Source organism: Halomonas sp. MS1, assembly GCF_024182575.1.
Lineage (GTDB): Bacteria > Pseudomonadota > Gammaproteobacteria > Pseudomonadales > Halomonadaceae > Vreelandella.
Genome location: NZ_CP098926.1, coordinates 1,509,425 through 1,534,424, shown reverse-complemented (window position 1 = coordinate 1,534,424; position 25,000 = coordinate 1,509,425). Strand labels below are relative to the sequence as shown.

Here is a 25,000-nt window from a genome sequence, read left to right as displayed (position 1 = left end):
TTTATCCTAAGAAGTGATTCAGCAGTGACTTTTGAACTTTACGATCAAATTTTATGCTTTCTATTTTGCGCATCAATGCCAAAAACTTCCGCTGCTCGTCTAGGTTCGGAAGATAGACAATCAGCTTTTTAAAATCAGCTAAAGTAAGCTTTGGCCTTGTTTGCCCAGCGGTAATCATCCTTACCTGCTGCCTAAAAAATCGAGAATTTGCTACATAGGCCAGGTATTCAGGCTCCACAACACCCAGATTAGGTCTCAGTCTTATAATGTCTGCTGTAATAATGCCTGTACCTAATAGCTCCGGGTATACTGCTGCGATGCCTGGAGGCAACCCCATTTTGGTAAAAATTACATCACCCGCCAGAGCTTTGTGCGCAACTAATTTTTCAAACTTTTCGTCATCTACAAAAGTGTCGCTAATCCACTCTAATCGATTTGGTTGAACATCTCTTACAAAAATGACCGGATGCCCAGATTTTCTAAAATCACTTACGACCAAATCGCTGCCAAACGGTCCTATTACGAAGCTGTTCCTTTCGTTGACAGCTAGGTCTTTCAGTGTATATTTCGACCATTCCTTTGGAATGTTAATTTCGCCAGCTTGCTTTAAGCTTCGAATGGCATGATTTGAATGGGTTTTATGTAGAACCAGCATATCCTTCAGCATCGACAGGGAGACTTCACATGCCGAAGAAATACCTTCTATTACAAAAGTTTTTTCTAGGGCTTTCTCCTGCTGCGCCTGCATAGTCTTGTCTGAAAGCTCAAATCTATATTCTGCCAACGACTTAAATTTTGTTCTCGGCGAGAGTGAGCCTGAAGAGGTTTTAATTGACCACTCCCAGAAGGATTCTGATTGAATTAAAAATGGTAATAACCCTTTTCTTATATCGCTTTTGTTATCAATAACAATTATGTCGTTGGAGCAGATCCCATCAAACTCAGCAATAGCAGCCTTCTTTAAGTAAGGACGGCGCTTACCAAATAGGATATGCCCTTTCTTAAACACACGCGTAAAGCTTGGATTATCTTCAGCAATCATTCCCCAGCGTTTAATCTTGAGAGAGCCTGAGTCTAAGTGCTCAAGACCAATATAGCGCTCATAACCATCGGCAATCGGGTCTTTGGTGGTGAGCTTTACTTCGCGGCAAATATCGCCAAATTTAACGGTCTGTTTCTCACTCATTACTGCACTTCCTTACCGTTAACTTCGGTCGCTCTCGGCGCCCTGCCTTCCGCGACACTCGTACTTCCTTGTATGTCGTAGCCTAGTTCGCCTAAGCTTTTAAATAACGTATTAGTCTGCTTTTTCAACTGCACTCGGCCGACTTTCCAAGCCTCGATGGCATGTTCAATATCATGCACTTCACCATCACTTTTTGCCTGCACATACAGCGGAATTGATAGGTTGTAGAGGTTCTCTTTAATAGTGCCGATATCTACCAAGGCGGTAATATCGCTCTGGCTTTCTGGATCGAAGTAAGCCTTACACAATACCGCTAAATCATCATCCGATAAGCGGCTATGGGCGCGTTCGCGAGTCACATGCTCCACGCCATTGATAAACAATATCTTGTTGTTGCGCTCTGCGGGCTTGTTGCAATTAAGCACCACCACGCAGGATTCCATCGGCGAGTTATAGAACAGGTTTGGCCCTAGACCAATCACCGCTTCAATAATATCGGCTTCAATCACCTGTTTGCGAATGGCCTGTTCAGAATCACGGAACAGAACGCCGTGGGGCCAGAGCATCGCGGCGCGGCCAGTGTCTGGATTTAGGCTCTTGATGATATGGGTGTAAAACGCATAGTCAGCACAGCCTTGTGGCGGCACGCCGTAAAGGTTGCGGCCATACGGGTCGGCGGCGAACTTATCGCGGCTCCACTTTTTGATGGAGTATGGCGGGTTGGCGAAGATGACATCAAACTGCTTGAGCTGGTCGTTTTCGATAAATTTGGGTTCGGCCAGAGTGTCACCGCGCAGCACGTCAAACTCTTCGATATCGTGCAGGAACATATTCATGCGGGCGATGGCCGAGGTAAGCAGGTTTACCTCTTGCCCATAGAGATGAACACTGCGCCACTCTTTACCTTGTGAGCGTAAATCCATCACCGCATTTAGCAGCATACCGCCGGTGCCACAGGTGGGGTCGTAGGCGGTTTCGCCGGGCTTCAAGCCCATGATGCGCGTCATCAGATGCACCACGGTTCGGTTGGTGTAGAACTCTGCAGCGGTGTGGCCTGAGTCGTCGGCGAATTTTTTGATCAGGTATTCGTAGGCTTCACCTAAGTCATCTTGGGCGACTGACTTAATCCCTAACGGTATTTTACTGAAGTGCTCAATCAAATCGGCCAGCAGGTGATCCGGCAGGCGCTGTTTATTGGTCCATTGGGCGTCACCAAATACGCCATGCAGCCGTGGGTTGTTGGCCTCAATCTGGCGCAGGGCGTTCTGAATGGCTTCACCGATGTTTTTGCTGGTATTGCGCACCGTTGCCCAGCGCGCTTCATGAGGAATATCAAAGCGGTGGAACATGGGCAAAACGGCGTATTCCGCATCGCCGCCATGGACTTCCAGTGCTTCGTTGTACTCTTCCAGGTACACATCAGACAGGCGCTTATAAAACAGCAGCGGAAAGATGTACTGCTTGTAGTCTGAGGCATCAATTTGTCCGCGCAGAAATTCGGCGGCTCCCCAGAGTAATCCTTCCAATTCTCGTCTATTCATTTAAAACGGTAATCCATGTACTGGGGGGCATCTAACCAAAAATTAATATATTCATTCTTGGTGTAAGGTCCGGTCTCACTCAAGATATAAATATTCTTCAAATAATTGTTGGCAATCTTTTCAAAAGTGGCTGACTTAAACTTTCCATGATTTGCATTTTCTAGGGTTTCTACAGGAATAAAAAAAGAAGGCCGTGCTTCAATTTCGTTACACTTTAAAGTATTAGCAAAGCGGATAACGTAACCATTATCGTTTTTGCTTTTGTTTATCCAACCTTTGCCGTAGTAAATGCGGTAATCGTCTTCAAACTCGCTAGTGTGTTGACCCTTAATTTCGATAAATAGCTCGCTAATATGTAATGTTGTGCTGCCTGGCAGCTGAACCACAATATCTTCATTATTTACAAACATATCGATCAGTGAAGAGAGCACCTTGGAGCGCTGAATTTCACGCTCGCCTTTTTCTCCATTGTCTCGACCGGCTCTTGTTTGTGACTCATTGTTAACATTGGCATTTGAATGTGGGTCCTTATTAGGCTGAATAGAACTAAGAGGACGTAGATTCATCCGCACTGTACCTGCAATAGGCTTATCTTCAGCCGAGTAGATATCGCATTTATCTATAGGTCGAGATAGCGTCGTTCGGATATCTTGCTGAACTAGGCAGTTATCGCTGTGATCCCCAACTATTTTGTAATAGGGGTCACGCTTTCGCATGGCCTTGGGTCTATCAAGATTGGCGCAAGTGATCTGGGCATCGCAATGCTGGTCAGGACACGTAAACGCAAATTTTGAAGTAATATCTTGTTTTCTAAAGTGAAAATCAGCGACATCAGCAGTAATAAGCTTTCGCAGATCTTTCGAAAAGGCTTTTTCCAGCTTCATAAGTTAAACCCTTCTTTACTTAGCAACGCTTCCAATTCGTCTTCTGCTTGCTCAAGAGCGGCAAGCTTTTGTTGGAAGTCTTTTAACGCCTCTTCCACCGTTACGGTTTCTTCGACCAGCGGCTTTTGTACGTAGCGAGCAATATTGAGGTTGAAGTCGTTCTCTTCGATTTCACTCAATGGCACCCAGCGTGCAACACCTTCAATTTCTTGCGCTGTTGGGCCTTGCTGCTCCTGGCTCAGGTAAATCTCATAAATGGAATCGGCTTGATCATTCGATAAGGTATTTTGTGCGCGGCCTTTGGTAAAGACTTCTTCCGCATTGATGATTAGTAGGTGATCTTTGTGTGATAGCGGGCGGTATTTACGCAGTACCAGGATACAGGCCGGGATGCCTGTACCGTAAAACAGGTTGGGGGCGACGCCTATGATGGCTTCAATGCGGTTTTCTTTGAGTAGCTGTGTGCGGATTCTTCCTTCCGCCCCGCCACGGAATAACACGCCGTGCGGTAACACAACGGCCATACGTCCGGCATTGTTGAGAGAGGCAAACATGTGTTGCACCCAAGCGAAGTCGCCGTTGGTTTTAGGCGCTAGGCCATACTGCTGACGGCCATAAGGGTCGTTTGTCCAAAGATCATAGCCCCACTCTTTTAGGCTGAAAGGTGGGTTGGCAATGACACAATCGAAGCTTTCCAGGCGGTCGTTCAGCAGAAATTTTGGGTCGCGTAGCGTATCTCCACGCGCGATGTAAAAATCTTCCTGCCCATGAAGGAACAGGTTCATGCGGGCAATGGCTTCAGTGGTCAGGTTTTTCTCCTGACCTTTGATTTTTAATAAGCGCGGATCGCCGCCGTTTTCTTTTACGTGATGAATGGTCTCTAGCAGCATTCCGCCCGTACCGCAGGCAGGGTCGTAAACGCTTTCGCCAGCCTTAGGATCAAGAATATTTACCATTAGCCGCACGATGGTGCGTGGCGTATAGAACTCGCCGGCTTTTTTGTTGGCTTTATCGGCAAAGCGTTTGATGAGGTACTCGTAAGCGCGCCCCATATCATCATCGCGCACAGTGGTGACACCCAGATTCACCTTGTTGAAGTGATTGAGCAGCGTGTTTAAGAGCTCATCTGGTAGGCGCTCCTTATTAGTCCAGCTCGCATCACCAAAAATACCGTGTAGCTTAGGGTTGGCTAATTCAATGCCACGAAACGCATCTTTCAGCCCCTGGCCGATGTCCTTCGTTTTGGTGAATACATCTTTCCAGTGGCAACTTGCTGGAATTTGGATACGGTGGAACATGTCGCCTTTAGCGAGTTCAGCATCACCGACTTGCTCCATTGCTTCGGCAAACTCTTCATCGTATACGTCGCATATACGTTTGAAAAACAGAATCGGGAAAATGTAAGTTTTGTAATCAGAGGCGTCGATTGGTCCTGTGATGATATGAGCCGCATGCCACAGATGTGCTTCTAAATCTTTTAGATTAATCAACGTCATTGTCTGTCCTAAGATAATTCTCAACGCCATTTTTTCCGCACGTTAGCGTACGCGTGGCAGGCTTAAAAGCCATCTTTGATTACCTCTTCGATAGAGATAGGCGTTTTGGCGCTGTCTGCCATTGGTTGCGTTAGCGCATATAGTCGCTTGAGATCGTCTAGGCTTTGCCATAGCAACAGCAGTTGGCGAAACGATATTTGCCCGGTGCGCTCAAATTTTTTGATGGTGGGTGCGGGCACGTTGCTGCGCTCTGCCAGTGCTGCGCGGGATAACTTGGCTTGTTCGCGTAGGTGGCGTAGATGGGCGGCAAAGGCCTGCTGAATATCGTTATCGTCCAGCAGCAAAGCATGATGCATAAGTAGAACTTCCTGATCTGGATACAATGGTGTCCATTTTAGCTGTTTTAGGCTGATTTTAGATACCATAGTATCTCTTTTACGTTATCGATCACTCGTCGCCCAGTTCCCACTGCTGAAGCTGTTCAACTGCCTTTGCGCGCTCGCGCTCTAACTCGCGTTTGAGTTCATTCTCTGAGGGCAAATACGGTAAATATTTCGCCGTAAACAGCTGTTTTTGCTCGGCAAGTACTGAGTACTTCACTACGGCTTCGCTTTTTTCGCTGCACAGCACCAGGCCAATGGTGGGGTTATCGTCGCTGCCTTTGCGTTGCTCATCATATAAGCGCACGTAGGTATCCATCTGGCCGATATCCTGATGCCTTAGCTTGCCGAGTTTTAGATCCACCAGCAAAAAGCACTTCAGCTTGAAGTTGTAAAACACCAAATCGATATAGAAGTCTTCATCATCAAAGCGGATGCGCTGCTGGCGCTCCACAAAGGCAAAACCTTTACCCAGTTCCAGTAAAAACTGCTGCAGGTTGCTGATAATGGCCTGTTCTAACTGGCTTTCCTGATAGGTTTTATCCTGTAGGTTAAGGAAATCCAGAATGTAGGGATCACGCAGGTAATCTTTGGCGGTTTCCGCCAACGGCTGGGTGTTTTGTTGAGCTTCAGCTTCTACCAGTGATTTGTCTTGGCTGGCCAGGAGGCGCTCGTAGTAGAGGGTATTAATCTGGCGTTCTAGAGCTCTCGCACTCCAGCTTTGGTTGATCGCTTCGTGCAAATACCAGTCGCGGGCTTGGGCATTCTCTATTCGCAGAAGGGTGCGATAGTGGGTCCAGCTCAATTCGGTACGCACTGCGTTCCGTTTTGGAAAGCTTTGATAAAATTGGCGCATATTGCGTAGGTTGCGGACATCAAAACCTTTACCCAGCCGCTCGGTAAGCTGTTGCTTACCATACTCAGCCCGGCTATTGCCTTGCTGTTCGTGCTCGACAATTAAAAGGCCTATTTCCCAGTAGCTTTGTACCATGGCCGTATTCACGGCTTGGCGAACCTGCCCGCGTGCTTGCTCTATCTGTTGGGTAATCGCGCTAACAAGGCTGCTAAAAGCGATTGGGCTCTGCTCGGTCATAGGCTTACCCTTGGCGTCATAGAGTAATGTCAGCTGGCTTTGGTCTAACAATATCAAATTTTGCCGATTTAAATGGCGGAGTGAATATCACCGCATTGATTGGCGGCGGCGTTAGCTCGGGTGAGTTGATTGTGGTGCGGCCAACAATTTGCTTCTTATCCGCATGAGACTTTATAAAGTAAAAAACGATATAGGTTAGGAATTCTTTATGAAAGCCGTCGTATTTGAGCAATTTTCCGCCCCACCACAGATCCAGCAACTGCCTGATCCTACCCCCGAGCCGCATGGGGTTGTGGTGAAAGTGATGGCGACAGGCGTTTGCCGCAGTGACTGGCATGGCTGGGTAGGGCATGACACCGATATTCAACTTCCTCATGTGCCGGGGCATGAGCTTTCCGGTGTTGTCGAGGCCGTGGGTAAAGATGTAAAAAAATGGCGCATTGGCGACCGCGTCACGGTTCCCTTCGTTGGTGGATGCGGCACTTGCCCTGAGTGCCACTCAGGCAACCACCAGGTGTGCGATAGCCAGTTCCAGCCCGGCTTCACTCACTGGGGCTCCTTTGCTGAGTATGTGAGTATTCACTACGCCGATATCAATTTGGTCGCACTGCCAGAGACATTGGATTTTGCAACGGCGGCGAGTTTGGGATGTCGTTTCGTAACCTCTTTTCGGGCGGTTGTCGATCAGGGCCAAACCTCCGCAGGGCAGTGGGTGGCCGTCCACGGTTGCGGTGGGGTTGGTCTATCCGCTGTGATGATTGCCAACGCCGTCGGCGCCAATGTGGTGGCCATCGATATTTCGGAAGAGGCGCTTCACCTGGCCCGTCAATTGGGTGCCGTTGCCACTGTGAATGCTGCCAAGGTTGCCGATGTGGTTGAGGCAGTGGCGGAAATAACGCAGGGGGGAGCTCATGTCTCCCTGGATGCGTTAGGCCACCCGACGACCTGTTTTAACTCCATCAGCAATCTGCGTAAACGTGGCAAGCATATTCAGGTCGGGCTGATGTTGGCTGAGAACAGTACGCCCGCTATTCCCATGAGTAAGGTTATTGCCCACGAACTTGAAATACTGGGCAGTCATGGCATGCAGGCGCACCGTTACGACGCCATGCTGGCGATGATCCAGTCTGGAAAGTTGGCGCCTGAAAAGCTTATCGGCAAGCGAATCAATCTTGAGCAATCGATTGATGCGCTGATGAACATGGATAAGTTCGAAGGAGCGGGCGTGACGGTAGTGACGGAATTTTGATAAAGCGGGCTGCAGCGTTGCTGCCGATTATAAATTGAAGGGTTAGGTGACACTGATGCTTCTAGTATCTAAAGCGTTGCATTTGCGCTACTCACGATGTGGGGTGGGCGACAGGTTCACTATTGCTTCCAGTTTGGTTGGTCACCCCCATGCGCATCTTGCGAACTCTCGGTTGCACGCCTCTCGCCGGTATTCTCGGCATATCGCCCATCACTGCTTACCCAAACGCATCAATTCCAGTGCAACCTTAACACTCTTTTTTGTATTCTTACTTCCGCTAATCACTCGCGCGCGTGGCGCTCTGTGAATAGTGAATACTGGCCAATTAAAAATAAAGTATTAAAGAAACACTTTTTATCGATTTACTTGATTCATGATTTTTTAGTGCATTATGACTGATGTGCTGATTGTTTCTTATTGTTTATTTTAATATCGCTGGTGATATTTTATTGCCCATTTTTAGAGGCTGTTATATAAAAGCTTGTCTTTTCTTTAGGTGCTTGTTTGAATTATTTTTTACACTAATTTGCTGTAAAAAAAATTAACAATGCGCCTAGTTTTTAAGACCTAGTGTTTAAGAACTAGTTTCTCTCTTTAAGTTAATTAAAAAAGTGGCGTGCACTGAGTGCGCGCATTACTGCGTACACATTAATAAGCGGCCTTATGGAGCTTAATTAGCTGGCGCGGTATTCCCAATGATGCTTGGTCATTAGAGGAGTAGGGATATGAAAAAGTACGTAGCGGAGTTAATTGGTACGTTCTGGTTAGTATTGGGCGGTTGTGGCAGCGCGGTGTTAGCGGCAGCTTTTCCAGACGTAGGCATTGGCCTGTTAGGGGTGTCGCTGGCCTTTGGTTTAACGGTTGTTACGATGGCGTATGCGATTGGGCATATTTCGGGGTGCCATTTAAATCCTGCGGTATCGGTAGGGCTTTGGGTGGGAGGGCGCTTTCCTGCTAAAGAGTTGCCTTACTATATTGGTGCGCAAGTACTGGGTGCCATTGTTGCCGGTGGCGTGCTGTATCTGATTGCGAGTGGCCAAGCAGGGTTTGATGTGTCGGCTGGGTTTGCCTCCAATGGCTATGGAGAGCATTCACCCGGCGGTTATAGCATGACGGCGGCGTTACTAACGGAAGTCGTAATGACCATGATGTTTATCTTCATCATTATGGGGGCAACCGATGGCCGCGCACCGGCAGGGTTTGCGCCGTTGGCGATTGGCTTGGGCTTAACGCTGATTCACCTGATCAGCATTCCGGTGACCAATACCTCGGTGAATCCAGCGCGTAGTACGGGCGTTGCTCTATATGTAGGAGATTGGGCGACGGCTCAGCTGTGGCTGTTCTGGATAGCGCCTATGATCGGCGCAGCGTTAGGGGCACTAGCGTATCGCTTTATTGCTCAGCCTGAGGCACTCATAGCGCCGCCATCGCCTTCTGATCATGACGATGATCTAACGGGTAAGATCGTTCCCTAAAGCGGCTCTCCACGATAGTAGTGCCATAAAAATAGCGAACCCACGCTACGCCAGGGGGACCAGTGTTCAACTAACTGGCGAGCCTGTTTAGGCGTGGGTTTGTCTTCCAGTTTTTTTAGACGGCCAAGCGCTACACGTAAGGCAAGGTCGTCGGCGGGAAATATATCCCCGCGTTGGAGCGAAAACATCAGGTAAATTTCGGCGCTCCAACGTCCAAAACCACGTAGTTGAGTGATAGCGGCAATCGCCTCGTCATCGCTCAGCATGGCCAGCCCATCGGCGCTGAATGTGCCTGCAAGCTCTGCCTCCGCCAGCCCTCTGGCATAGGCTACTTTGCGCCAGGAAAGCCCTGCATCACGCAGCGCTTGGTCTTCAATGTCCATCACTGCTTGCGCGTGCAATTCAGGTAGCAATGAAGTAACACGCCCCATAATAGCGCGCGCCGCTTCCGTCGAAATCTGCTGGCTAACAATCGTATTAAAAAACGTTGCGAAGCCTTGGTCGCGTTGGCGCGGCGCGGGTGCTCCCACGAGTGGATAAGCACGGGCAATATCGGGGTCTGCTTTAGCCAGTGCCTCCATGGCGCACTCGATAGTCTCTAGTGTCATGCACATTTCACCTGCTTATAAGTTTAAAAACACACTAACAAAACTAGGATATTAGCGTTGTAATCCGTAGGAATTGCCTCGTTCGCCCGCTAACTTTTTTGGTGTTACGTATTTCTACTTTTGTCTAATCCTGCGATCATTTGCAGCTATACAAGACCGTTTTGTTAAGCAGGTGTTGAATGCGCCTGGGGGAGAAAAGTATGCAGGCGTCGTCATCGGGATTGGCACGTAACCCGCGATTGGCAGAAGTCGTGTTGGCGTTAGGCGGGTTTGGTATTGGCACCAGCGAATTCGTCATTATGGGGTTAATGAACCGTGTCGCGGAAGATCTCGCCGTTACGGTGCCACAGGTGGGCTATGCCATCAGTAGCTATGCCCTGGGTGTGGTAGTCGGTGCACCACTGATATCTGCCTTTGCAGCGCGGGTACCTAAGCGTGCGTTGCTGATTGTGCTGATGCTGGTATTTGCTATCGGTAATATCGCCAGTGCCATGGCGCCGGGGTTTTGGTCATTTGTTGGACTGCGCTTTATTGCCGGGTTACCCCACGGTGCTTACTTTGGCGTAGCCGCATTGGTAGCGGCTGGCGCAGTGCCGGTTGATCAGCGGGCACGCGCTATTTCACGGGTAATGATGGGCTTGACGTTGGCGATTCTGATTGGCGCGCCGTTAGGCACGTGGACAGGCAATCTGTTTGGCTGGCAAATTGCCTTTGCAGCCGTAGGCATTATTGCCCTGTTGACCGCGCTATTGATTCGTCTGTGGGTACCTGTACAGCCGTTCGATGCTTTGGCAAGCCCGCTACGTGAACTGTCGGCATTGATAAAGCAGCGTGTGCTGGTGACGGTGGCTATTGCCTGTATTGGTTGTGGCGGTATGTTCGCTATTTTTAGTTATGTAATGCCTACGCTTACGCAGCAAGCGGGTATGAGTGAAGCGCTGGGGCCGCTAGTGCTGGTCATCTTTGGTCTTGGCTCTATCGCTGGGAATTTGATCGGTGGTCGTGCAGCGGACAAGAACCTGATGCGCGCAATTCCCGCTACCCTGGTGTGGTGCGCTGTAATTCAAGGATTGTTCTATTTTGCTGCTAATAATGTTTGGACGGGGCTGTTATTTGTCGGATTAGTCGGTTCCAGCATGGCGCTAGCGCCAGCGCTGCAGACCCGTTTAATGGATGTGGCAGAAGATGCCCAAACGATGGCGGCTTCGCTAAACCATGCCGCTTTTAATGGGGCCAATGCATTAGGGGCATGGTTAGCGGGACTGGTCATTAGCGCAGGTTTTAGTTGGTCGAGCACGGGGTTAGTCGGTACCGGTTTAGCACTTTGCGGGCTTGTGATTTTTGCTTGGGGGCGCTGGCTTGAGAAACGCACTTTCGCTACGGCTGAACGTTATCAGTGAGTGTTTACTAACGACATAGCCGAAAGCCGCGCATGCCGAGGTGAAAGTGATCAGCATGTGCGGCGTTGTAGTCTGGACCCAACACGTTACCAAAGGTGTCGCAGGCACCATCTCTCGCTGCTCTTAGAAATTCCCCGGTTTCGCCTTCGTTATCCCAGTGATTGATCAGCGTAACGCGCTGGCCATTTTCAAACTGAAACCCCACCACATCCAGTGCTTCAGCGGTGGCGTGTTCACTGAGCCTGCCTGTTTCGCGGCCATAGACGTTACGGCAGGCAAAGCTGCCAACGTGATTGACTTGGGCCACACGGCTACCCATGATTTCCAGGGCGGCAGGTTGAAGGGCATGGCGCTCGTACATTACCCAGGCCAGCGCCATTGGGCAGGTGGCGACAAAGCGTTGGTTAAAACGAACGCTACTAGACTGCATACTCACGATATTCGTCAGTGGGCAGCTAGCGACTGGGGAATAATCGGCTAAAGGTGTGTAACTCAGCTCGCTTTCTGGCACGGTGTCCAGTGCGGCTAAACAGGCACTCCGGTCATCGTTTAGACGTTTGAGCTTTAGCTGGGTGATGGGCGTTATTGGGTCATCGATATAGAGTGGCGCCCAGGGGCCCCAATGGCGGGGAATCTCAATCAAGCCTTTTTGGAACGCTACGCCTAGGGCAATTAAGCATAAAATAACGATCGTACTGCGCATAACGACCTCCTTGTGACTGCGCCGAAACGCTACAGTCCATAGCATAGGTGTGCGATACTGCGCGCTACTTTATTTGCAGAACCTTATTCGCAGTGCTTGATAAACAGTACAACGTATTGCCGTTGTGCTGTTTATCTTCATCAACGATCTTTCGCTGACTATCATTTCGCTATCTATCTTTTGCTAATTAGGGAAGCGCTTCATGTCCCAGGGTACGCTTTTTATTATTTCTGCCCCGTCGGGTGCTGGTAAAACCAGCTTGGTCCGCGAGCTGATCGAGAGCCTGGATGGTATTCAGGTCTCGGTATCACATACCACGCGAGCTAAGCGCGAGGGGGAAGTGGATGGCGTGAACTACCACTTTACTCACGTAGCCGACTTTGAAGCGATGATTGAGCGCGGTGAGTTCTTTGAGTATGCCAAGGTCTTTGATAATTACTACGGTACGTCTCGTTGTGCGGTGCAAACTGTTCTGGACGCAGGACAAGACGTTATATTAGAGATCGACTGGCAGGGCGCTCAGCAGGTACGTGAGCAAATGCCTTCGGCAGTGTCGATTTTTATCTTGCCACCCTCGCGTAGCGAACTAGAGCGGCGTCTTTCTAGCCGCGGAACCGATGAGCACGCAGTGATTGCTCGGCGTATGCGTGATGCCGTTAGCGAAATGTCCCATTTTGATGAATATGACTACTTAGTCATCAACGATGATTTCACCACAGCACTGCAAGAGTTGCAGTCGCTGGTGATCAGTCGCCGCTTAACACGTGAGGCGATGCAGGTGCGTCATGCGCCACTACTCGATGCGCTCTTGTCACAAGCGCCTAGCGTCGAGTAATCTAGCAGGTTCCATTACCACTTTTTTTGCTGGGCCCGCGGCGTTTCACCACAACGCTGGCCCAGCGTTGTCATTACAGGAAGGCCCCCATGGCTCGCGTAACCGTTGAAGATTGTCTGGAAAATGTTGAGAACCGCTTCAAGCTGGTGATGATTTCTACCCAGCGCGCGCGCCAGCTTGCCCGTGGCTCCCGTGAAGCGCAACTGCCCTGGGAGAACGATAAACCTACCGTTATGGCACTGCGTGAAATTGCCGCCGGCCTGGTAAATCACACCGTGCTAGATGAGCCGGTTGAAGCCGCGGTTCGTACGCGCCCAGCAATGACGCCTACGACACATATCGACGACTAAGGTTGACTAGAGACTGGACTTAGAAGCGACTAGGGGCGCGGTAAATGTTCACCATTGATGACCTGGCCGATCGACTTGGCGGCTATTTACCTCCAGACGAAATACAGCAGGTCAAACGCGCTTTCTATTATGCCGAGCAAGCCCACGACGGCCAGCGCCGTCGCTCTGGTGAGCCTTATGTGACCCACCCGTTAGCGGTCGCTAATATATTGGCTAATATGCACATGGACCATCAAAGTTTGATGGCGGCCATGCTGCACGATGTCATTGAAGATACGGGCGTCTCGAAAAAGGCGCTGTCTGCGCAGTTTGGTAAGCCTGTCGCCGAATTGGTGGATGGTGTTTCCAAGCTGACCCAGATCACCTTTGAAGACAAAGCCGTCGCCCAGGCGGAAAATTTCCAGAAGATGGTGTTAGCGATGTCGCGGGATATCCGCGTCATCATCGTAAAATTGGCTGACCGTCTACATAACATGCGCACGCTGGGAGCATTGCGCCCAGATAAAAAGCGCCGTATTGCCCGAGAAACGCTGGAAATTTATGCCCGTATCGCGGGACGTTTAGGTATCAATACGATTCGTGTTGAACTTGAAGATCTCTCTTTCCAGGCTATTCACCCAATGCGTTCAGAACGCATCAAGCGCGCGGTCGCCAGCGCGCGGGGGAACCGCCGTAGTGCGATGCGAGAAATTCAGTCATCGCTACAGCAGAGTCTGGACGATGAAGGGCTTAAAGGTACCGTGATCGGCAGGCAGAAACATCTGCTGTCGATTTATAAAAAGATGCGCGACCAGCGTAAGCCGTTCGCGGAAATTATGGATGTCTTCGGCTTCCGCATTATTACCGAAGATGTCGCTAGCTGCTATCGCATCTTAGGCGTGGTGCATAATCTCTATAAGCCCGTGCCAGGGCGATTTAAAGATTATATCGCTATCCCAAAAGCCAACGGCTACCAAAGTCTTCACACCACGCTGTTTGGTCAGGGCGGGATGCCAATTGAAGTGCAGATCCGCACCCGTGAGATGGAGGCGATGGCTAATAATGGCATCGCTGCCCACTGGCTCTATAAAGCAGGGCAAACAACCCACCCCATTGCCGAAGGCAGCCATGCGCGTGCCCGCGCTTGGGTAAAGGGGCTGCTCGAAATGCAGCGCCATGCAGGGGATTCGCTAGAGTTTATTGAGCACGTCAAAAACGACCTTTTCCCAGACGATATTTACGTATTTACCCCCAAAGGCGACATCATGGAGCTGCCTCAGGGCGCAACGGTGATCGACTTTGCTTACAGCGTACACACCGATATTGGCAATAACTGCATTGCTTGTCGTATTGATCGCCATTTAGCCCCGCTCTCAACACGTCTTGAAAGTGGCCAAACGCTGGAAATTATTACTGCTCCTGGGGCACGGCCTAACTTGGCATGGCTCAACTTCGTCACGACAGCAAAAGCGCGTTCCGCGATACGTCATGCATTGAAGCACCAGCAGCAGGCAGAAGCGGTTATCTTAGGGCGACGGCTGTTGAATAAAGCGCTGGCGCCGTTTGAAACCAGTCTGGAAGAGCTTAATGACAGTGTTTTTGCTAAAGCATTGAAAGAGCTGGACGTCGTTTCGCTAGATGCTTTGTTAGAGTCACTTGGCTTGGGCAATCGCATGGCCCATGTGGTGGCACGGCGCTTGGTTGATGTCTCCAATGGCGGCAATTCTGACTACGTTCTCAGTGGGGATAGTGAAAAAGCCGTCGTTATCAGCGGTAGCGAAGGTATGGTGATTAATTTTGCCCGCTGCTGTCATCCGTTGCCGGGCGACCCCGTTGTCGGCCACTTATCCGTTGGTAAGGGGCTGGTGGTGCATCGCAGTGAGTGCAAAAACCTAGGTGATCGCAAAAACGACCCAGAGAAGCTGTTTGCTCTTGAGTGGTCGGACAGTATAGATGAAGATTTCCCGGTCGCGCTGCGCATTGAAATTGAGAGCCGTCGTGGGCTGGTGGCCGAGCTGGCGGGCGTGGTGACCGATGCCGACGCTAATATCGAGCGTATCGGCATTGAAGAGCGTGATGCGCGGCTTTCAATCGTTAATTTAACCTTATCGGTAAAAGGCCGAGTGCATCTTGCGCGCATTATTAAGCGTATTCGCAACCTTCCTAATGTCGGCAAAATAACCAGAATGACCAATTAATCACCCGTTAGTAGGCTGCTGGCGATGGGCTGGCAGCAACTGCTATGGCGGACCATTACAATTAATATTTAACGCTATCATCCTATCTACAACTTACCTCTAAAAATATATTAAACACGACAGGAGAGTGCTATCTCATGAGCAACAAAGCAGTTATTAATACTGAAAAAGCCCCCGCTGCCATCGGCCCTTACTCTCAAGCGATTAAGGCTGGCAACACAGTGTATATGTCGGGCCAGATCCCGCTGAACCCAGAGACAATGGAAATTATCTCTGACGACTTTGAAGCACAGGCGCGCCAAGTATTTACCAATCTGCAGGCGGTGTGTGAAGAGGCTGCCGGTACGCTTGGCGATATCGTCAAACTCAACTTATATCTTGTTGATTTGGATAACTTTGCGATCGTAAACAAGGTGATGGAAGAGTTCTTCTCGTCGCCTTTCCCTGCCCGTGCAGCGGTCGGCGTCAAAGCGTTACCCAAAGGCAGCCAAGTAGAAGCAGAAGCTGTGATGGTCATTGGCGACTAAGCCTCTGAGCTGAATGTCTTCAGCAACTGTCTTCACCAAAAACGGGCGAGCACTCTATCATCAAGTGCCCGCTCTTTTTTTGAGGTTAGTACAAAGGAGTTAGCGCCGAAACGATTAGGCTTTTTGTGGCGCTAAGAAGCCGCCCTCTTTTAGCACCTGTGCGTAGCCTTCTTTGTAGGTCGGATAGCGGAATTCATAACCCGTTTCACGGATACGGCTATTATCGCAGCGTTTGCTGGTGCGACGGCGCAGTGGTGACTGCATAGTCTCGGTAGATTCAACCTTGAGCTGTTTGGCTAACCACGCCATCACGTTATGCAGGGTGACGGGCTCGCAGTCGCTAGCTAGGTAAAGGTCGGCGAGTGGCGCGCCTTTTTCCTGACAACGAATTAAGTGCGCCAGAATACCGGTGCAGTCATCACGGTGAATACGGTTGGAGTAGCTGACTGGCGTGACAGCGGCAATGCGGCCTTCCGCGACCTGATGAATCAAACGATCACGCCCAGGGCCGTAAATACCCGAAAAGCGCACGACTGTGCCGGGGATTGAATGGTTAATCAGCGCTTGTTCGGCATCGCACATCAGCTTGCCAGAAAAGCTGGTTGATCCGGTTGGGCTGTCTTCGCTAACAACCTCGCCTTCCTGCTGGCCATAAACACTGGTCGACGACACAAAAAAGATGCGCTTTGGTGGCGTTTTATGCTGATCCAGCACGCCAAGCACACTATTAAGGCCATCCGGATAGGCGCTTTGGTAGGCACTTTCTTCGAAACGGTCAGCGCTGACGGAATAAATAACGTAGTCAGCGTGAGGCAGGGCGTCAGCACCAGCGCCTTCAAGATCGTTAAGATCAAGCGCCAACGGCTCAATGCCGGTGTCTTTTAATGCCTCGACATGACGGCGCACGCCGATAACATGATGGCCTTCGCTGAGTAGCTCGCGTCCGAGCGTTATGCCGATATCTCCGCAGCCAATAATCAGTACCGTTAGCTTCACCTTGGTCACTCCTCTTGATTAATATTCCCTATCAGATACAAAGTCCCTATGAGATGTGCCATCTTCAATAGGGTTTGTTTGTCCTTTTCCATCTCGCTATCACGATGACCTGTAACGAGCTGCAACGAGAGGATGCCACTGGCACCACTATGACTTTAACAGAACTACGCTACATCGTAACCCTTGCCCAAGAGCGTCACTTTGGTCGTGCCGCCGAACGCTGCCATGTTTCGCAGCCAACGCTCTCGGTGGCGGTAAAAAAGCTCGAAGACGAGCTTGATACACCGTTGTTTGAACGTTCCAAATCAACCGTGCAGGTCACCCCGTTGGGAGAGAAAATCGTTGCTCAAGCCCAGCGCGTGCTGGAACAGAGCCGACTTATCTACGAAATGGCGAATGCTGGCAAAGACCAGTTGGCTAACCCGCTGCGCATAGGCGCTATCTATACGATAGGTCCCTACTTATTTCCCCATCTAGTGCCAGCACTGGCTAGTGCCGCACCGCAAATGCCGTTGTATATTGAAGAAGGTATGACCGGCTCTCTGCGGGCAAAGTTACGCAGTGGCGAGCTGGATGTCATTATTGTGGCGCTGCCTTTCACAGAGACCGACGTAGTTACCAAGCCGATTTACGATGAGCATTTTGAGGTATTGATACCTGCCAGCCATCGCTGGGTAAGTCGTGACGCGATCCACAAAGAGGATTTGTTAGAAGAGCGCTTGTTGCTGCTGGGGGAAGGGCACTGCTTCCGTGATCAAATTTTAGAAGCCTGTCCGGCGATTACCCAAAAGCTTAACAGCCCCAATAATACGCTGATTGCTGAGGGTGGTTCATTGGAAACCATTCGCCATATGGTGGCATCTAAATTAGGCATTACGGTACTGCCACAGTCGGCGCTGGGCACTGATCAGTATGAAAATGCCATGCTAGTGAGCCGGCCCTTTGTTGAGCCCGCGCCTTCGCGCACCGTTGCCATTGCGTGGCGGGCAAGCTTTCCTCGCCCAAAAGCAATTGATGCGTTAGCCAAGGCGATTAGCCAATGTCAGCAACCTGTACACACTGCTAGTCCGTCCTCATGAGTGACCTTTCTGCACCGGTTTCGTCGCTGAAAGGGGTTGGTGAGGCGCTTGCGCTAAAGTTGGCGCGCTTGGGAATAGACTGCGTAAGCGACCTGCTATTTCACCTGCCGTTGCGCTACCAGGACCGTACACGGCTAACGCCCATTGGCCTGCTGCGCGCAGGGAGTGAGGCGGTGATAGAAGGGGAAGTCACCGCGTGCGATGTTGTGAAGGGGCGTCGGCGTAGTTTGTTAGTCAGAGTGCGCGATGGAAGCGGTATTTTAAGCCTGCGTTTTTTTCATTTTTCGCCTGCTCAGCAGCAACAGATGCGCCCCGGTGTTACGGTGCGTGCATTTGGGGAAGCGCGCGCGGGGGCAACAGGGCTGGAAATTTACCATCCTGAGTACCGGCTAAGCGGCGGTAACGATACACCGGTTGAGGAGTATTTCACGCCGATCTACCCGACCACTGAAGGGTTGCATCAGACGCGTTTGCGCGCACTTACCCAGCAAGCGCTTGCGCTACTGCAGCGCTCCCCTGAGTTGCTTCCGGACGTCATTCCAGATGCCCTGCGCCAGCGGTTCAACCTGCCTGGGTTACACGCTAGCCTGCAACTGCTACATCAACCGCCACCGGATGTGGACATTGACCAGCTTGCCCACGGCCATCATCCCGCCACGCGTAGGCTGGCACTGGAAGAGCTACTGGCCCACCAACTCAGTCTGCGTGAAGTACGGTTACGTATTCAGGCGGATGGTGCGCCATCGCTGCCTTCGGGGCGCAGCCTGCAAACCCGATTCTTAGCCCAGCTGCCGTTTGCCCTTACCGGTGCGCAGCGCCGCGTGCTGGAAGAGATTACCCTAGACCTTGCGCGGCCCGCCCCGATGCTACGGCTCGTGCAGGGCGACGTCGGCTCGGGGAAGACGGTCGTTGCGGCGATGGCGGCGCTTTCAGCGCTAGCGGGCAATTGCCAGGCGGCGATGATGGCTCCCACGGAAATTCTTGCTGAACAGCACTATCGGGCGTTTAAAGCCTGGTTTGAGCCGCTGGGTATTGAAGTGGCCTGGTTGGCAGGCAAGCTAAAAGGTAAAGCGCGATTAGATGCCAAAGCCGCTATTGCCGATGGCCGTGCCCGTATGGTGGTGGGCACCCACGCGCTGTTTCAGAGCGACGTACACTTTCAGTGTTTGGGGTTGGCAATTATTGATGAACAGCATCGCTTTGGCGTTCATCAACGCTTGGCACTGCGCGAGAAAGGCGAAGCGGGCGGGCTAACACCCCACCAACTAATCATGACCGCGACACCAATTCCCCGCACGCTGGCCATGAGCGCTTACGCTGACCTAGATGTGTCAGTGATTGATGAGTTGCCGCCAGGGCGTACGCCGGTTAAAACCGTGGTGGTGTCTGATGAGCGGCGGCCTGAAGTGGTCGAACGCATTCGCAACGCCTGCAGTGATGGGCGTCAGGCCTATTGGGTGTGTACGCTGATTGAAGAGTCTGAGGTGCTGCAGTGTCAGGCCGCCGAAGTCACTCGCGATGAACTAACCCAGGCGCTGCCTGAACTCGCTATTGGTCTGATTCATGGGCGTATGAAGGCCAGCGAAAAAGTCGCGGTGATGGAGGCCTTCAAAACGGGCGAGCTCGACCTGCTGGTGGCCACCACTGTTATTGAAGTGGGCGTAGATGTCCCCAATGCCAGCCTGATGATTATCGAAAACCCGGAACGCCTAGGGCTTTCTCAACTGCACCAGCTGCGCGGCAGGGTGGGGCGCGGCAGCACGGAAAGCTTCTGTGTGTTGCTTTACCACCCGCCGCTTTCGAAAAGCTCTCGGGAACGCCTGGGGGTAATGCGTGAAACCACCGACGGTTTCCGTATTGCCGAAAAGGACTTGGAAATTCGTGGCCCCGGGGAAGTGCTCGGCACTCGCCAAACCGGCCTTGCCCAAATGAAAATTGCTGATCTTGAGCGTGACGCCGACCAGCTAGAGCGCGTTACCGCCCTTGCCCAGGCGCTTCAAGGCAACACTGAGGTCACCGCCGTATTAGTGCGGCGCTGGTTAGGCGAAGCCGCCGGGCGCTATGGGCAGGTGTAGGGAGTAATACAGCGCTTAAGCTGCGGTGCTCGCTTCTTGGTGACTCTCTACTGGTGTCTCCGTTAAGCGGTTGGCGGCTTCACCAAGGGGGCCTAGCTGTGCGGCAATCAGGCGTAGCTGGCTTTGGATGGGACGGTAAAGGGCAATGGCGTTTTCGTCCCCCTCTGAGCCCTTCTTATCGAAGGAATCTGAGGCATTCTGCTCTAGCTGCGCGAGGAGGTCGTTGACTTGATCAGCTAAGGGCGTGATGGGTTGGCGCTTGTTGAGCTGTTCTGCCAGTTGTTCCAGCAGCTCGCTGATGCGCTTGGCAAGGGGCACTAAGGCGGCGTCGTCCTCGTCTTCAGCCAACTGATGGCGGTGAGCGCCAAGGGCCGATAAGTGGCTTAGCAGCGTGTTAGACAGCACTAGAAAGCGTAGGCCGCTGTCGGCGTCCTGTTTGCGATAGTGACCTGGCTCGTGGAGCATATTGGTGAGCAGCGTTGACAGCGCTGCATCGGCATTATGAGCATTACGGCGGGCTAACCGGTAAGCCAAATCGTCCTGCTTGCCCTCTTCATACTGGTGAACAATCTCATCTAAATAACGGCGGTGGTTGGTGAGGACTTTTGCGGCTTCCCGATACAGCCGACGCCCTTGCCAGTCAGGCAGAATAAAAAATACCGCTAGCCCGGCAATCAACGAACCCACCAAGGTATCCAATAGCCTAGGTAAGATCAGATTAAAACCGTCGCCGACCTGGTTAAAGCTGCACAGTACCAGCAGCGTGATAGAGGCGGTGGCGATAACGTAGTGACGCTCGCGGTTGGCAAAAAAACAAACGCCCGCGGCCACCGCAATCATGCTTTGAATGCTGGCTTGAGGGAACAAGCTAATGGATGCCCAACCGGCAATGAGGCCAAGCACCGTGCCGAAGATGCGCTGTGACAGAAAACGACGCGTGGTGGCAAAGTTAGGGCGACAGACGAACAGCGTGGTGAGTAAAATCCAAAACCCCTGCTCAGGATCAAGCCACTGGAGCAGCCCATAGCCCACTAGCAGCGCGGTGGATAAGCGCACCGCATGGCGAAACGTGGGTGAGCCCAGCGTCAAATTTAGCTGAACGCGTTTCCACGCTTCTAGCACGCTAGAGGGGGAGCGGTCGTAAAGCGAGCTATCACGACGATCATCGTCGGTGTCTGGGTTGTGGGCGCTGGCAATCTGAGCTTCCAGGATAGACAGGTTATCAGCAAGTGCATTGAGCGGGTGCATAAGCGGACGCCATTCCGGCTTACCGTGCTCGCTAAGGTTGTCGATAGAAGCGCGTAGATCGGCCAGTGCCTGCTCACTCTGTTCATGACCAAAGGGGCGGTTAAGCAACAGCGATTTGGCTAGCTGGCGGCAGGCGCGACCTTGCTGGTCTAAGAGTCGCTGGCAACGAAACAGCACGTCATGGTGAAAAAACGCTTCGGTGAGCGCGCTATAGGGGTAGTGGGTAGAGCTTGCCCGCTCGTGTATATCCTGGGCGATAAAGTAAATTTGTAAGTAGCGGTTCAGCTTGCGGCTGCCACGCTGCCCCTCTAAGCGGCGAAAAATCATCTCTTTCGCTTGGTTGAGGGCATCGACGACTTTGCCGTTTTGTCTGGCTAGCGCCACGCGACGCGCCTCTAGATCGACCCCGCGGACAGGCTCAAACAGCGCAGACTTCAAGATTAAAAACTCACCTAGCGCTTTATATACCCGCGCCATGCTTTGTTTAACCGGCTGGCGCGAAAAAAGGGCGCACCATAGGATTGAGATAACCCCGTACCACGCGGCTCCTGCAAGTAGCAGCAACTGCCGGGAAGCCACATCTTCATCCACGCCACCGTGCTGTTCAATGTTGATCATTGAGTAGATCGACAGGATTAATGTGCCTGACGCAATGGTCGCGTACCGCTGACCAATGGCACCCAGCATAATTAACGTGAAGGTAGAAACTGCCAGCCCAACTGCAAACAGCCACGGCCAGGGGAAAAGCCACTGAACGACAAACGAGGCCGAGGCAAAGCAAGCAAGCGTCACCACCAGCGCCTGTAAGCGCCCCTGCCAACTGTCATCGGTTTCAGAAAGCGCACTCGCAATAATGCCCAAAAACAGCGGAATCACCAGTGCGATGTCACCTGCAAAACCGCTAAACAGCAGCGCCCCGCTGAACGCGATAAACACGCGCAGGCTGTAGGCAAACTTATCTAGGGTCCATAGGCGCCGCAAAGGCAATGAAATAGGCATAAAGGCTCTGGTGGGTAGATTTTATACTTTAGTATAACATAGGGTTGGTAGGTGTAGGTGCCATACTCCTCTCTCAACCCCTTCAACGTTAGGCCATTGTCGCTTTAATTTATTATTGTCCTCTAGTCCAAACTATTGGAGTGTTCTAAAAAATAGCGCACTAAGGTCCTATGATTGGAACGGCAACCTTTCGATACTCGGAGTGACTCTAAAAAAACAGGGACACTCTTATGGATCTCAAGTTATTGCTGGATTGGCGTCTTCACCTTACGGTGATAGTGACGTCGATGTTTGCCGAGTGGGTCGGCATCGTGCGTATTCCTCTCGGGCCGGGAACACTACTGTTACTACCGCTGCTCTACGCTTTTGTGATCGGCGTACTGTTTAACCCTCATCTTTTCTCGGCAATGGGCAAGGTGATTCCCAAGCCGGTCAGCAATGCGGCTGGCCCGATTATTCTCATTGCCATCTTGCCGTTTATCGCCAAATTTGGTTCCACCATTGGCCCTGCGATCGAACAGATTATCGCTGCTGGCCCCGCGCTGATACTCCAAGAGTTAGGCAATCTGGGCACCATGCTGATAGCGCTGCCCTTTGCAGTATTAGTCCTCAAGATGGGCCGTGAAGCGATTGGCGCTACCTACTCTATCGCCCGTGAACCCAATATTGCCATTATTTCAGACCGTTACGGGCTAAGAAGCCCTGAGGGTATCGGGATTATGGGGGTGTACGTTGTGGGCACCATGTTCGGTACGCTCTACTTCGCCTTAATGGCGGGCTATATCGCGTCGCTGGATATTCTTGATATTCGCGCTTTGGCCATGGCCTGTGGGGTGGGCAGTGGCAGTATGGTGGCGGCGTGTTCGGCAGCTTTAGCCGAAGCAGTACCGGCATCTAAGGACGAACTACTCGCCTTTGCCGGGGCAAGCAACCTGCTTACCTACGCTACCGGTCTGTATATCTCTCTATTTATCGCGCTACCGATCACCGAGTGGATGTACAAGCGCTTAAATGGCTCGCGCCAGGAGGTTAGCCATGAAAACTCATGAGAGCCCAATCGATCAGTTCGATGCTGAGGCGTTAAAAGAGCTGCGCCCGGAAAATCAGCTGGGTAAAACCGCGTTGGTTCTGGCAGCGGTGTGTGTGGCGGCGTGGTTTAGCAATATCGTCAACGGTTCGCCTTTATTAGACGCGCTGCCCGGCATGTTGATTCTCTATGTCATGGTGATTATCGGCTTGGTGGTTGGGCGGTTTTGTCCTTTTTACCTGCCCAGCGTGGCCTGGGTGTCGCTGATTAGCATTATCGCGACGCTGCCGTTCTTCCCCGGTAATGGTTGGATCATCGCACGGCTGGCTGAAGTGGATTTCCTGGCAGTGGTCACACCGGTATTGGCCTACGCAGGGCTGGCGCTTACCGGACGTGAGTTCGCCATGTTCAAGCAAACCGGCTGGAAGCTGGTAGTGGTAGCGCTGTTAGTATTTACCGGTACCTTTATTGGCTCTGCCGTTGTCGCTCACGTGATGCTTTAAGGATAAGACGATGACTGCTTCAGTAGACTTACCGGATAGCGCAGAACTAAAAGCGTGGCGCCATGATTTCCACCAGCATCCGGAAACCGCGTTTGAGGAGCACCGCACCAGTGCGCGTATTGCCGAGCTACTAACTGAGTGGGGTTTTGAGGTAACCACTGGGATTGCCGGAACAGGTGTCGTAGCCACTCTGGATGGTCAGCAAGGGGAAGGCAAAACCATCGGCCTACGGGCCGATATCGACGCCTTGGATATTGGTGAAGAGACCCAGCTTGCCTACGCCTCGCAAACGCCCGGCAAAATGCATGCCTGCGGCCACGATGGTCATACCACGATGCTATTGGGCGCTGCCTGGGCGTTAAAGCAGCAGCCTGATTTCAAAGGCCGGGTGGTGTTCATCTTTCAACCCGCCGAAGAGAACGCAGGCGGCGGGCGGGTGATGGTTGAAGAGGGGCTGTTTGAACGCTTTCCCATGGATGCCGTGTACGGCCTGCACAACTGGCCGGGGCTGCCGGTAGGTGTTGCCGCAGTTCACGATACCGACGTCATGGCCGCCTTTGATATCTTTAGCCTGACGCTGACTGGCAAGGGCTGCCATGCGGCGATGCCCCATTTAGGTACTGATACGGTGTTGGCGAGCTGCCAACTGATTAGCCAACTGCAAGGGTTGGTGAGTCGCGAAACGCCGCCTGATAAAGCAGCCGTGCTGAGTATTACCAGTATTAACGCCGGTGATACCTTCAACGTGATTCCCGAGCAGGTGGCGCTGCGCGGCACGCTGCGTTGTTTTGATATGGCACACAAAGAGCATTTGGAAGCGCGCTTTAAGCAAGCGATTACCAGCTTAGCTGAGTTCCATGGTTTAACCGTTGAACTGGACTACCAGCGCTGCTATCCCGCCACTATCAATACCCCTGAACATGCTCAGTACTGCGCCTCGGTGCTGGAAAACTTACTCGGTAGTGGCAACGTGATCCGCAACCCGCCACCCAGCATGGCGTCTGAGGATTTCTCATTCCTGCTTGCCGAGCGCCCAGGTGCCTATATATGGATGGGCAATGGCGAGGAGTCCGCTTCGTTGCATAACCCGCACTATGACTTCAACGATGCATTGCTGCCTCTGGGGGCGCGCTACTGGGTGGAGCTGGTAAGGGCGTTACTCGTCTAAA

General features: G+C 51.8%; 22 protein-coding genes. 12 read left to right on the top strand and 10 right to left on the bottom strand.

Annotated features, from left to right (window positions below):
• Window position 1: 1 nt before the first annotated feature.
• The 6 genes from NF683_RS06855 to NF683_RS06830 all read right to left on the bottom strand — a co-directional run bounded on the left by NF683_RS06855 (window position 2) and on the right by NF683_RS06830 (window position 6,580).
• Window positions 2-1,186, bottom strand: coding sequence for a restriction endonuclease subunit S (locus NF683_RS06855; protein WP_253921616.1), 1,185 nt, complete (start codon window positions 1,184-1,186; stop codon window positions 2-4).
• Complete coding sequence (locus NF683_RS06850) at window positions 1,186-2,727, bottom strand: type I restriction-modification system subunit M (RefSeq protein ID WP_253921615.1); 1,542 nt, start codon at window positions 2,725-2,727, stop codon at window positions 1,186-1,188. Before NF683_RS06850 ends, NF683_RS06855 begins: the two co-directional genes overlap by 1 nt.
• Window positions 2,724-3,611 carry a hypothetical protein gene (locus NF683_RS06845; RefSeq protein WP_253921614.1) on the bottom strand — a complete coding sequence of 296 codons (888 nt, stop codon included), beginning with the start codon at window positions 3,609-3,611 and terminating at the stop codon, window positions 2,724-2,726. The genes NF683_RS06850 and NF683_RS06845 overlap by 4 nt, the downstream gene beginning before the upstream one ends.
• Window positions 3,608-5,107, bottom strand: coding sequence for a type I restriction-modification system subunit M (locus tag NF683_RS06840; RefSeq protein ID WP_253921613.1), 1,500 nt, complete (start codon window positions 5,105-5,107; stop codon window positions 3,608-3,610). The genes NF683_RS06845 and NF683_RS06840 overlap by 4 nt, the downstream gene beginning before the upstream one ends.
• Before the next feature lie 62 nt (window positions 5,108-5,169).
• Window positions 5,170-5,463, bottom strand: a complete 294-nt coding sequence (locus tag NF683_RS06835) for a helix-turn-helix domain-containing protein (RefSeq protein WP_253921612.1) — start codon at window positions 5,461-5,463, stop codon at window positions 5,170-5,172.
• 91 nt (window positions 5,464-5,554) lie between these two features.
• Entirely contained in the window at window positions 5,555-6,580 is a 1,026-nt protein-coding gene (locus NF683_RS06830; protein ID WP_253921611.1) for a PDDEXK nuclease domain-containing protein, read from the bottom strand.
• A gap of 208 nt (window positions 6,581-6,788) precedes the next feature.
• Between NF683_RS06830 and NF683_RS06825 the strand changes: the two genes are divergently transcribed.
• Window positions 6,789-7,829: a zinc-dependent alcohol dehydrogenase family protein gene (locus NF683_RS06825; protein WP_253921610.1), complete on the top strand. Its 1,041-nt coding sequence runs from the start codon at window positions 6,789-6,791 to the stop codon at window positions 7,827-7,829.
• Window positions 7,830-8,554: 725 nt separating this feature from the next.
• The gene (aqpZ, locus tag NF683_RS06820; RefSeq protein WP_089040189.1) at window positions 8,555-9,304 is read left to right on the top strand and encodes an aquaporin Z; all 750 of its coding nucleotides are present in this window, start codon (window positions 8,555-8,557) and stop codon (window positions 9,302-9,304) included.
• Here aqpZ and NF683_RS06815 read toward each other — a convergent pair.
• Window positions 9,301-9,912, bottom strand: a complete 612-nt coding sequence (locus NF683_RS06815; protein ID WP_253921609.1) for a DNA-3-methyladenine glycosylase family protein — start codon at window positions 9,910-9,912, stop codon at window positions 9,301-9,303. The two genes, aqpZ and NF683_RS06815, sit on opposite strands and share 4 nt — an antisense overlap.
• A gap of 200 nt (window positions 9,913-10,112) precedes the next feature.
• On the opposite strand from NF683_RS06815, the gene NF683_RS06810 reads away from it, so the two are divergent.
• Window positions 10,113-11,312 carry an MFS transporter gene (locus tag NF683_RS06810; RefSeq protein WP_125753200.1) on the top strand — a complete coding sequence of 400 codons (1,200 nt, stop codon included), beginning with the start codon at window positions 10,113-10,115 and terminating at the stop codon, window positions 11,310-11,312.
• Between the two features lie 7 nt (window positions 11,313-11,319).
• On the opposite strand, the gene NF683_RS06805 is transcribed toward NF683_RS06810, so the two are convergent.
• A complete protein-coding gene (locus NF683_RS06805) occupies window positions 11,320-12,015 on the bottom strand; it encodes an extensin-like domain-containing protein (protein WP_253921608.1) in 696 nt (231 codons plus the stop codon).
• 202 nt (window positions 12,016-12,217) lie between these two features.
• Between NF683_RS06805 and gmk the strand changes: the two genes are divergently transcribed.
• The 4 genes from gmk (at window position 12,218) to NF683_RS06785 (ending at window position 15,904) form a co-directional block, all read left to right on the top strand.
• On the top strand, window positions 12,218-12,850 hold the full coding sequence (gmk, locus tag NF683_RS06800; RefSeq protein ID WP_253921607.1) for a guanylate kinase: 633 nt from the start codon (window positions 12,218-12,220) through the stop codon (window positions 12,848-12,850).
• Window positions 12,851-12,939: 89 nt separating this feature from the next.
• Complete coding sequence (rpoZ, locus tag NF683_RS06795; RefSeq protein WP_038479742.1) at window positions 12,940-13,200, top strand: DNA-directed RNA polymerase subunit omega; 261 nt, start codon at window positions 12,940-12,942, stop codon at window positions 13,198-13,200.
• Between the two features lie 44 nt (window positions 13,201-13,244).
• Window positions 13,245-15,377: a RelA/SpoT family protein gene (locus NF683_RS06790; protein WP_089040193.1), complete on the top strand. Its 2,133-nt coding sequence runs from the start codon at window positions 13,245-13,247 to the stop codon at window positions 15,375-15,377.
• Window positions 15,378-15,514: 137 nt separating this feature from the next.
• Window positions 15,515-15,904, top strand: coding sequence for a RidA family protein (locus NF683_RS06785; protein ID WP_089040194.1), 390 nt, complete (start codon window positions 15,515-15,517; stop codon window positions 15,902-15,904).
• Window positions 15,905-16,018: 114 nt separating this feature from the next.
• Here NF683_RS06785 and NF683_RS06780 read toward each other — a convergent pair whose 3' ends face one another.
• Complete coding sequence (locus NF683_RS06780; protein WP_253921606.1) at window positions 16,019-16,900, bottom strand: SDR family oxidoreductase; 882 nt, start codon at window positions 16,898-16,900, stop codon at window positions 16,019-16,021.
• Between the two features lie 149 nt (window positions 16,901-17,049).
• Between NF683_RS06780 and NF683_RS06775 the strand changes: the two genes are divergently transcribed.
• Both NF683_RS06775 and recG read left to right on the top strand, forming a co-directional pair.
• Entirely contained in the window at window positions 17,050-17,979 is a 930-nt protein-coding gene (locus tag NF683_RS06775) for a LysR substrate-binding domain-containing protein (RefSeq protein ID WP_089040971.1), read from the top strand.
• Window positions 17,976-20,054 (top strand): ATP-dependent DNA helicase RecG, encoded by a 2,079-nt coding sequence (gene recG, locus NF683_RS06770; protein ID WP_253921605.1) that lies wholly within the window; start codon window positions 17,976-17,978, stop codon window positions 20,052-20,054. The genes NF683_RS06775 and recG overlap by 4 nt, the downstream gene beginning before the upstream one ends.
• Before the next feature lie 15 nt (window positions 20,055-20,069).
• Here the strand turns inward: recG and yccS are convergent, their stop codons facing one another.
• Window positions 20,070-22,301, bottom strand: a complete 2,232-nt coding sequence (gene yccS, locus NF683_RS06765; protein ID WP_253921604.1) for a YccS family putative transporter — start codon at window positions 22,299-22,301, stop codon at window positions 20,070-20,072.
• Between the two features lie 230 nt (window positions 22,302-22,531).
• On the opposite strand from yccS, the gene NF683_RS06760 reads away from it, so the two are divergent.
• Genes NF683_RS06760 through NF683_RS06750 form a run of 3 tightly spaced genes read left to right on the top strand, consistent with a single transcriptional unit; the run spans window position 22,532 to window position 24,999 of the window.
• Window positions 22,532-23,350, top strand: a complete 819-nt coding sequence (locus NF683_RS06760) for a DUF3100 domain-containing protein (protein ID WP_089040198.1) — start codon at window positions 22,532-22,534, stop codon at window positions 23,348-23,350.
• Window positions 23,337-23,831: a hypothetical protein gene (locus NF683_RS06755; protein ID WP_089040199.1), complete on the top strand. Its 495-nt coding sequence runs from the start codon at window positions 23,337-23,339 to the stop codon at window positions 23,829-23,831. The genes NF683_RS06760 and NF683_RS06755 overlap by 14 nt, the downstream gene beginning before the upstream one ends.
• Window positions 23,832-23,841: 10 nt before the next feature.
• Complete coding sequence (locus tag NF683_RS06750; RefSeq protein WP_089040200.1) at window positions 23,842-24,999, top strand: M20 aminoacylase family protein; 1,158 nt, start codon at window positions 23,842-23,844, stop codon at window positions 24,997-24,999.
• Window position 25,000 lies beyond the last annotated feature (1 nt).